Source organism: Ruegeria sp. BHSB064 (assembly GCF_059613205.1).
Genome location: NZ_JBXWSB010000052.1, coordinates 23,351 through 30,124, shown reverse-complemented (window position 1 = coordinate 30,124; position 6,774 = coordinate 23,351). Strand labels below are relative to the sequence as shown.

At 55.0% G+C, this 6,774-nt stretch carries 7 protein-coding genes and 1 pseudogene; 5 read left to right on the top strand and 3 right to left on the bottom strand.

Annotated features, from left to right (window positions below; translation table 11 throughout):
- A pseudogene (locus tag AC2FNU_RS13450) lies at window positions 1–454 on the bottom strand (acetyl-CoA carboxylase carboxyltransferase subunit alpha); the annotation flags it as partial.
- Window positions 455–506: 52 nt separating this feature from the next.
- Here AC2FNU_RS13450 and AC2FNU_RS13445 point away from each other — a divergent pair.
- Entirely contained in the window at window positions 507–1,358 is an 852-nt protein-coding gene (locus tag AC2FNU_RS13445) for a hypothetical protein (protein WP_496789136.1), read from the top strand.
- A gap of 83 nt (window positions 1,359–1,441) precedes the next feature.
- Window positions 1,442–2,275 (top strand): AraC family transcriptional regulator, encoded by an 834-nt coding sequence (locus tag AC2FNU_RS13440; RefSeq protein ID WP_496789133.1) that lies wholly within the window; start codon window positions 1,442–1,444, stop codon window positions 2,273–2,275.
- Window positions 2,276–2,399: 124 nt separating this feature from the next.
- Here AC2FNU_RS13440 and AC2FNU_RS13435 read toward each other — a convergent pair whose 3' ends face one another.
- Window positions 2,400–3,164, bottom strand: coding sequence for a DUF3299 domain-containing protein (locus AC2FNU_RS13435; RefSeq protein WP_496789130.1), 765 nt, complete (start codon window positions 3,162–3,164; stop codon window positions 2,400–2,402).
- A 354-nt stretch (window positions 3,165–3,518) separates the two neighbouring features.
- On the opposite strand from AC2FNU_RS13435, the gene AC2FNU_RS13430 reads away from it, so the two are divergent.
- On the top strand, window positions 3,519–3,983 hold the full coding sequence (locus AC2FNU_RS13430) for a hypothetical protein (RefSeq protein ID WP_496789128.1): 465 nt from the start codon (window positions 3,519–3,521) through the stop codon (window positions 3,981–3,983).
- A gap of 242 nt (window positions 3,984–4,225) precedes the next feature.
- A complete protein-coding gene (gene rpsD / locus AC2FNU_RS13425; protein ID WP_171091779.1) occupies window positions 4,226–4,846 on the top strand; it encodes a 30S ribosomal protein S4 in 621 nt (206 codons plus the stop codon).
- Window positions 4,847–4,897: 51 nt separating this feature from the next.
- Here rpsD and AC2FNU_RS13420 read toward each other — a convergent pair whose 3' ends face one another.
- A complete protein-coding gene (locus AC2FNU_RS13420; RefSeq protein WP_496789125.1) occupies window positions 4,898–5,782 on the bottom strand; it encodes an AraC family transcriptional regulator in 885 nt (294 codons plus the stop codon).
- Between the two features lie 165 nt (window positions 5,783–5,947).
- Between AC2FNU_RS13420 and AC2FNU_RS13415 the strand changes: the two genes are divergently transcribed.
- The gene (locus AC2FNU_RS13415; protein WP_496789122.1) at window positions 5,948–6,772 is read left to right on the top strand and encodes an SDR family oxidoreductase; all 825 of its coding nucleotides are present in this window, start codon (window positions 5,948–5,950) and stop codon (window positions 6,770–6,772) included.
- The last annotated feature ends 2 nt before the right edge of the window (window positions 6,773–6,774 follow it).

Sequence of the window (6,774 nt, the reverse complement as noted above, 5' to 3'; positions counted from 1 at the left end):
AACCAAAACGCCCGGCCATTTCCATCAGGCGCACGGCCTTGCGATACCCTTCTGGCCGGGCCATGCCGAAATTACGCTCAATCCGCGATTTGGTGTCCGAGCCTTTTTCGTGCCCAATCACCATCACCGGCTGATCGTTGAATCGTGCCAGGCCACCAATCACGGCCAGATCGTCGGCGAAGTTACGGTCTCCTGCCAGCGGCGTGAATTCAGTGAAAAGCGCATCCACATAGTCGTTGCAATGCGGACGTTCCGGGTGACGCGCCACCTGACATTTCCGCCAGGGGGTCAGATCGGCATAAAGCTCGTCCAGCAGCTTGGAGGCTTTGGCGTCCAGAGCGGCCGCTTCTTCGGCCACGTCCATTTCTTCGTTTGCACGGGCCAGCGCGCGCAGCTCTTCAGCTTTGCCTTCAATCTCTGCCAGCGGTTTTTCGAAATCCAGATACTGGGTCATGACGCCTCACTTGCGCGAATTTTCATAGCTATATGCCGTTGGCTGGCCTCAGATGCAACTAGATGGCATTCCAGAGCGTATTTTCATGCTGAAAGTTATTGATGATATTGTGAAATTCGTTGAGTCGGCTATTCGCGGGGCTGTCCTTCTTCTACAAGTCGCCTTGGTTTTGCTGCTGATGGCAATCCTGTGGTTTTATGGTTCCATCGCTTGGAAACTCCACAGGTCGTCATTGGCAGAGGCCGAACGGATCGCAGCATGCCACTTTGTGCCCAGGATCGTCGTCGAAGTTGGTGCTCAGAGGCTGGAGTTCAAAGCGAGCCGTGTTTTGAATATCAATCTCAAAGACGGTCGTCGTTTAGCAGGGGAATTGGTTGAGCGAGATGGCGTCATACAACAAGTATTTTGTATGAAAGAAGACGATCCAGAGGTATTGGTCGCATACGGTTTTAGGCACGCGAATCCATCCAACTTTAACGACTTTTTGCTTCGAGAGGGGTTTGAGGCAACGAAATTTGGTTTTTTCAGAGTTGGCCGTCTCAATTCGGATGCGAAATTTCAGCCTTCGCTAAATGTGCCGTTCAAAGCAACAAATGATGGTCAAATGAAAGTTGTGAATGTACGCGGCGACCTGCTTCTACAGAAAATGCTGCAGACGAATGGCATGACTGAAGAAGGCTTTGGTTTGTTAGCTCATTGCTCCAAGCTTCAAGAAAGAAGAGCTTGGGTGTGCAGACTATATATTCAGGACTACGAACTTGGCTTTGGTTATCAGATGGCAAGCCTTTTGGTCGAAGGGGAGGAAAACTTCCTGATTGATCCTGTGCGTGTGCGTGAGGCTAGCCTCAAAGCGGCGTCAAAAGTGCGTGCCATTGTCTCAGATTCATTCGTTTCAGGACCTTAACTTCCTGCTCCTGATGCAACTCAGCAAGATTTGTGGGCTCGGGATATGCGACTACGGATTGGCAGCAAGAAGGAACGACACGGATGCCCACCAGCTATGAAGACCGCGTGTTGCGCGTATTGGCGTATATCCATGACAACCCCGCCGGGGACCTGTCTTTGGATGCGCTTGCCGACGTAGCGGCGATGTCACGGTTTCACTGGCACCGTGTGTTTCGCGCCCTGACCGGCGAAACCTGTGCACAGGCGGTGCGTCGTGTGCGCCTGCACCGGGCGGCCACTTGGCTGGTGCGTACGGATCGGGCAATCTCGGACATTGCGTTGTCCGTGGGCTATCCTAATCCAAGTTCTTTTGCGCGCGCCTTTTCCGAGGCTTATGGCAGCAGTCCCGCTGCCTTTCGCAAGGCGGGCCAATTTCTGCCCGCTCATCCAGATTTCAAAACCGGAGGATATCCGATGCATCCTGTTACCACGCGTACTGAACCCGCCCGCCGCGTTGTCGCGCTGCCGCACAAAGGGGCCTATTCCGAGATCGGCAAAAGCTTTGAAGCGTTTGGGGCCATGTGCGAATCCCGCCAGCTTTGGCCGCAGGTTGGTCCAGTGCTCGCGTTGTACCTTGATAGCCCCGATGACGTGCCAGAGGATCAACTGCGCAGTTATGCAGGGGCTGAGTTCCGGGGTGCAGAAACCCCTGAAGGACTGGACGAACTATCGATTCCCGGCGGTAAGACGGCTGTGCTGACCTATAAAGGGCCATATTCAGGGATCGGCGCTGCTTATCACAGCTTGTTCGGCAATTGGTTGCCGGAGTCTGGTGAAGAACCCGCGGATCAACCTTGTTACGAGATTTACCTCAACGATCCGCGCGAAACAGCGCCCGAGGATTTGCTGACCGAAATCTGCTTGCCTTTGAAGTGATCTATGACGAGTCGACAGCGTTCGTCCGGGGTCCTGTCCATTTCTCTTCATTGAAGGCGCTGGCCTTTGAATGCGAAACAAAGAGGCACGGCTAAGGGGCGTTCTTAAGGCTTGTACCGATTGATCAGTCGCTTGTCCCTGAGCCTCCGGTCTTACGATGGTCTGCCGCGCGGATACGATCCATCAGGGATTCGTTCCATTCCAGATTTTCTTCAGGTGAGGCCAGCGGATTGGCCTGATCGACCTCCAACAGAAAAGTCGCGTGCATCGGCATCAAGCCATCCACGACCACCATCTTCTCTTCTGAGGGTGCAATCGACAGCACCCCGGTCAAACGTACCGGTTCGTGGTAGTAGGTCGGTGCCCAGTCGCCGTTCAGCAGCACGCGGATCATCTGGTTTGGCGGTGGTGGGGGCCTGTGGCTACACATTCCAGGCTCGGGCACCAGATAAGCGACAGGATGACCATCCGCGTCTGGCGGCGCTGGAATTGCAAAACCATCCAGGGTGATGGTTTGACCATCATGCAATGGATTCCCAGCTGTTCCCGCAACTGTGCGCCGCTGGACGACGGCCTTGCGCTGGTTCAGCATCCAGTCGACGTCAATTTGATCTTGGGCCAGTGCGGCTTCCGTTTCGTTCAACAACTCTTGCCACTTAGCGCGTTCCTCGTCGCTGCCAGAACTGTGTTGCAACCTGACTCGCAGGCGAACGGCAAACTGTAGATCGTCCAACTGTTCGGGGCTGAGGTCGCGAAAAGGGTCTTCAAATACCTGCGCAGAAGGGTCGGGAAGGTCCGACCACCCTAGCGCAATTCCGGATGCCGCTAACGAGGTCTGCGTTGTCAGGGCCAGCGCGGCCACGGTTGCACATCTGAGCCAGTTCCGCATGTACCTTCTCCAAAAACAATCAGCGCTTGGCTAGGCTAGGCCATTCCAACGCAGTCTTGTAGGCCGCTTTGCAATTTGTGATGGTGCTTTGAACACGCGCAAGTTTTGGTCGAGCGTCGGAGCTTCTAAGTATCACTTTGATATTAATTGGGAAAATTCTTTCAAACCGGCAAACGAGGGGAAAGTGCCTAGAACCCTTTGTCGCTGCAGCAAAACTTCGGATGTGCCTCACGGAGTTGTGATTCACATATGCAACATTCTCGTGAATGCTGCAATTCCGTCTCTTTTCCGCCGAAATTTGTGCTGATAAGCGTTGGAATAAGTGTTGGGGTGGTAAAAAGTGCGAGTGGGCAGATGAGAGCCGGTACAAACGGTCAAATAGCCATTTCATGGAAACAAACAGAGCTTGATGAGCTCGAGTCACCGCCTTGGGCTTTTCTGGTCGTTGGAGCGGCTTGGTCCTGGCGCGGTCAGGCCGTGTTTCTGAGCGAAGACATCGAACAGGCAATTGAGCGATCCGGCAGCGCAGGTGCGGTCACGTCTGTGACGAAGGATCGGTTTGCCGTTGTCCGCGATGTTGCCGGAGATGTGTGCGGCTCAGTCGTGTTGACCAATGGTGCACAGCGGTTCAGAGCGGATCTGGTCGTACAAGAAGGCGAAATTGACCCGACATTTGTCTTTACTGACGGATGTCCGCCACGAGATCAGGCTTTCTGGATCAGCGAAGTAAATGATTTTGCTGCATCGACATTTGCACAACCCGCTCATGATGCGAAAGTTGTCAGCTTTCCAAGTCAGGTCGCAGCGCGGCAGACCTGAGCCCAATCGCTATCCGGCTTTCCGCTGGCCAGTCTCGGGCATCACGCGTTCGGTGCATTTGCCCCTAGCTACTTTCCTTTCTGATTTCGCTTATTGACTCTGTGAATTCTGCGGATATAAGCGCGGCTTCATTGGTGTTGGTGGCCCCCGCAAGGGGATGCCTGTCATGGGGGAAACCTCAAGAGGACAACGCCCTTCATAGTGGCCTGTTAGGGCCTCGACCTAAACGAAGGAGATCAGCCGTGACCAAACGCACGTCTGCCAAGTACAAAATCGACCGCCGGATGGGCGAAAACATCTGGGGTCGTCCGAAATCCCCGATCAACCGTCGTGAATATGGCCCCGGCCAGCACGGCCAGCGCCGCAAGGGCAAACTGTCGGACTTCGGTCTGCAGCTGCGCGCCAAACAGAAGCTGAAAGGCTACTATGGCGACCTGACCGAGAAGCAGTTCCGCCGCATTTATGCCGAAGCCGAGCGTGTCAAAGGCGACACCGGTGAAAACCTGATCGGTCTGCTGGAGCGCCGCCTGGACGCCGTTGTCTACCGCGCCAAGTTCGTACCGACCGTCTTTGCTGCACGTCAGTTCGTGAACCACGGCCACGTCAAGGTGAACGGCAAGCGGGTCAACATCCCCAGCTACCGCGTCAAAGAAGGCGACGTGATCGAAGTGCGCGACAAGTCCAAGCAACTTGCCATTGTTCTGGAAGCTGCTGCTTTGGCCGAGCGTGATGTTCCGGATTACATCGACGCCGACCACTCGAAAATGACCGCGACTTTCGTGCGCGCACCGGGCCTGAGCGATGTACCTTATCCGGTGATGATGGAGCCGAACCTGGTCGTCGAATTCTACGCGAAGAACTAATCTTTGCCGACACCAAGAATTTCGAGGCCGCGCAATCTGCGCGGCCTTTTTTTATGCTGCACTTTGCGTTCCGATATCCTGCCTTGGGGAAACACCAAATTTGCGGGAATATTCTCGGCTGAACTGGGTCGGGCTTTCATATCCCACGTCAAAGGCCGCCTGCGATACGCTTGCCGCGCCGTGCGACAAAATCCGCCGCGCTTCGAGCAACTTGAGGTCTTTCTGATATTGCAGCGGAGATTTGGCCGTCACTGATTTGAAATGAGCGTGGAAGGCTGAAACGCTCATCCCAGCGGTTTGCGCAAGGTCAGATACCGGCAGTGGGGTTCGAAAACCTGCGCGGATAACGTCAATCACCCTTGCGATCCGGCTTGCGGCGCTGTCGCGCCACAACATTTGCCGCAGCATTCCACCGTGATCAGCTTGCAGCAGCCGGTAATGAACCTCGCGGCTGATCATCGGCGCCAAAACCTGCGTGTCCATCGCATTCTGACTGGCGCGAAACAGGCGGGTCATGGCATCGATAAGATCAGGCGTGGCTTTGGATGCAGAAAGGCTTTGTGCCGGTTCGTGTGCCACAGGAGCAGAGCCGACTTCATCGTACAAGCCCCGCAGGATGGATAAGTCGAGTGAGAAGACAAGCCCGACATACGGTTTCTGCCGGCTCGCTTCAGTAACAGCGGCCAAGACCGGGACGGAATGACTGACGATCAAAGAGTCGCCTGCTCCGAATTGGACCAGCCGATCTCCGATGCGTGTTTCCTTCTTCCCTTGTAGAACTAGGCAGACAATGGGTTCATAAACCTGCGCCTCAATGGGTTTGGTTCTGACGTCATGCAGCAGGCCAAACCCTTCCAATCTGGTTGCGTAAAACGGTGCGCTTTCTGGCTGTCCGTCTGCGGCTTTGCAAATTTCGGTGATCAGATCAAACGTCATGCTGTAGCGCCTTTTGGTTATGCTCAGCATAGTTATTGGGGCGCGCTCGCACCATGGAAAATCCGAAGCTTTGGAGAATCAGGCAGAAGTTGAGGAGGATCCGGCAGGTACTTCGCGGCGTGCGGAGCTATTTGTCTCTCAGGCTTATCATTGCGGAGAAAGACTATGGCACAGACCATCCTCATCACCGGCGCATCGTCGGGTATCGGCAAAGTCACGGCAGAACTGTTTCAGAAGCAAGGTTGGAACGTCATTGCAACAATGCGCAGCCCGGAAAAGGAAACCGAGCTATCGCAGTTGGAAAACGTTCTGGTCACGCGTCTGGACGTAACCGACGAAGCTTCGATCGCAACGGCCGTGGCAGAGGGGATAACGCGGTTCGGCCAGATTGATGCTTTGCTGAACAATGCGGGGTATGGGGCTTATGGGCCGTTGGAGGCGTTCCCGATGGATCGCATTCGCCGTCAATTCGACACCAACGTCATTGGTCTGCTGGCCGTAACCAAAGCGGTATTGCCGCATATGCGGGCAAACGGCTCTGGCTGCATTGTGAACATTTCTTCCATCGGCGGGCAGATCACGTTCCCCTTGGGGGCGCTGTATCACGGCACGAAGTTTGCAGTCGAAGGTCTGTCAGAGTCTCTGCACTACGAACTCGTTGCGGCTGGCATTAAGGTCAAGATTGTCGAGCCTGGGCTGATCGCAACAGATTTCGGTGGTCGTTCGTTTGATTTCGTCAATGATGAAAGCATGACGGAATATCAGCCCGTGGTTCAGGCCCTTTTCGGCACCTGGGGTTCTGAAGAGATGGCATCGCGCACCTCGCCGCCCAGCGTCGTGGCAGACGTGATCTGGGAAGCAGTGTCCGATGGTACTGACACGTTGCGGTATCGCGCGGGCGAAGATGCGGTCGAATATCTCGACAACCGCAAGGCACTGGACGATGCAACCTTCATCGGTGGTATGAAAACGATGCTCGGGTTGGTCTGAGG

Coding starts and splice junctions, on each gene's coding strand:
- AC2FNU_RS13440 (WP_496789133.1), top strand. CDS start 1,442: ATGCCCACCAGCTATGAAGACCGCGTGTTGCGCGTATTGGCGTATATC.
- AC2FNU_RS13445 (WP_496789136.1), top strand. CDS start 507: ATGCAACTAGATGGCATTCCAGAGCGTATTTTCATGCTGAAAGTTATT.
- AC2FNU_RS13435 (WP_496789130.1), bottom strand. CDS start 3,164: ATGCGGAACTGGCTCAGATGTGCAACCGTGGCCGCGCTGGCCCTGACA.
- AC2FNU_RS13430 (WP_496789128.1), top strand. CDS start 3,519: ATGAGAGCCGGTACAAACGGTCAAATAGCCATTTCATGGAAACAAACA.
- AC2FNU_RS13415 (WP_496789122.1), top strand. CDS start 5,948: ATGGCACAGACCATCCTCATCACCGGCGCATCGTCGGGTATCGGCAAA.
- AC2FNU_RS13420 (WP_496789125.1), bottom strand. CDS start 5,782: ATGACGTTTGATCTGATCACCGAAATTTGCAAAGCCGCAGACGGACAG.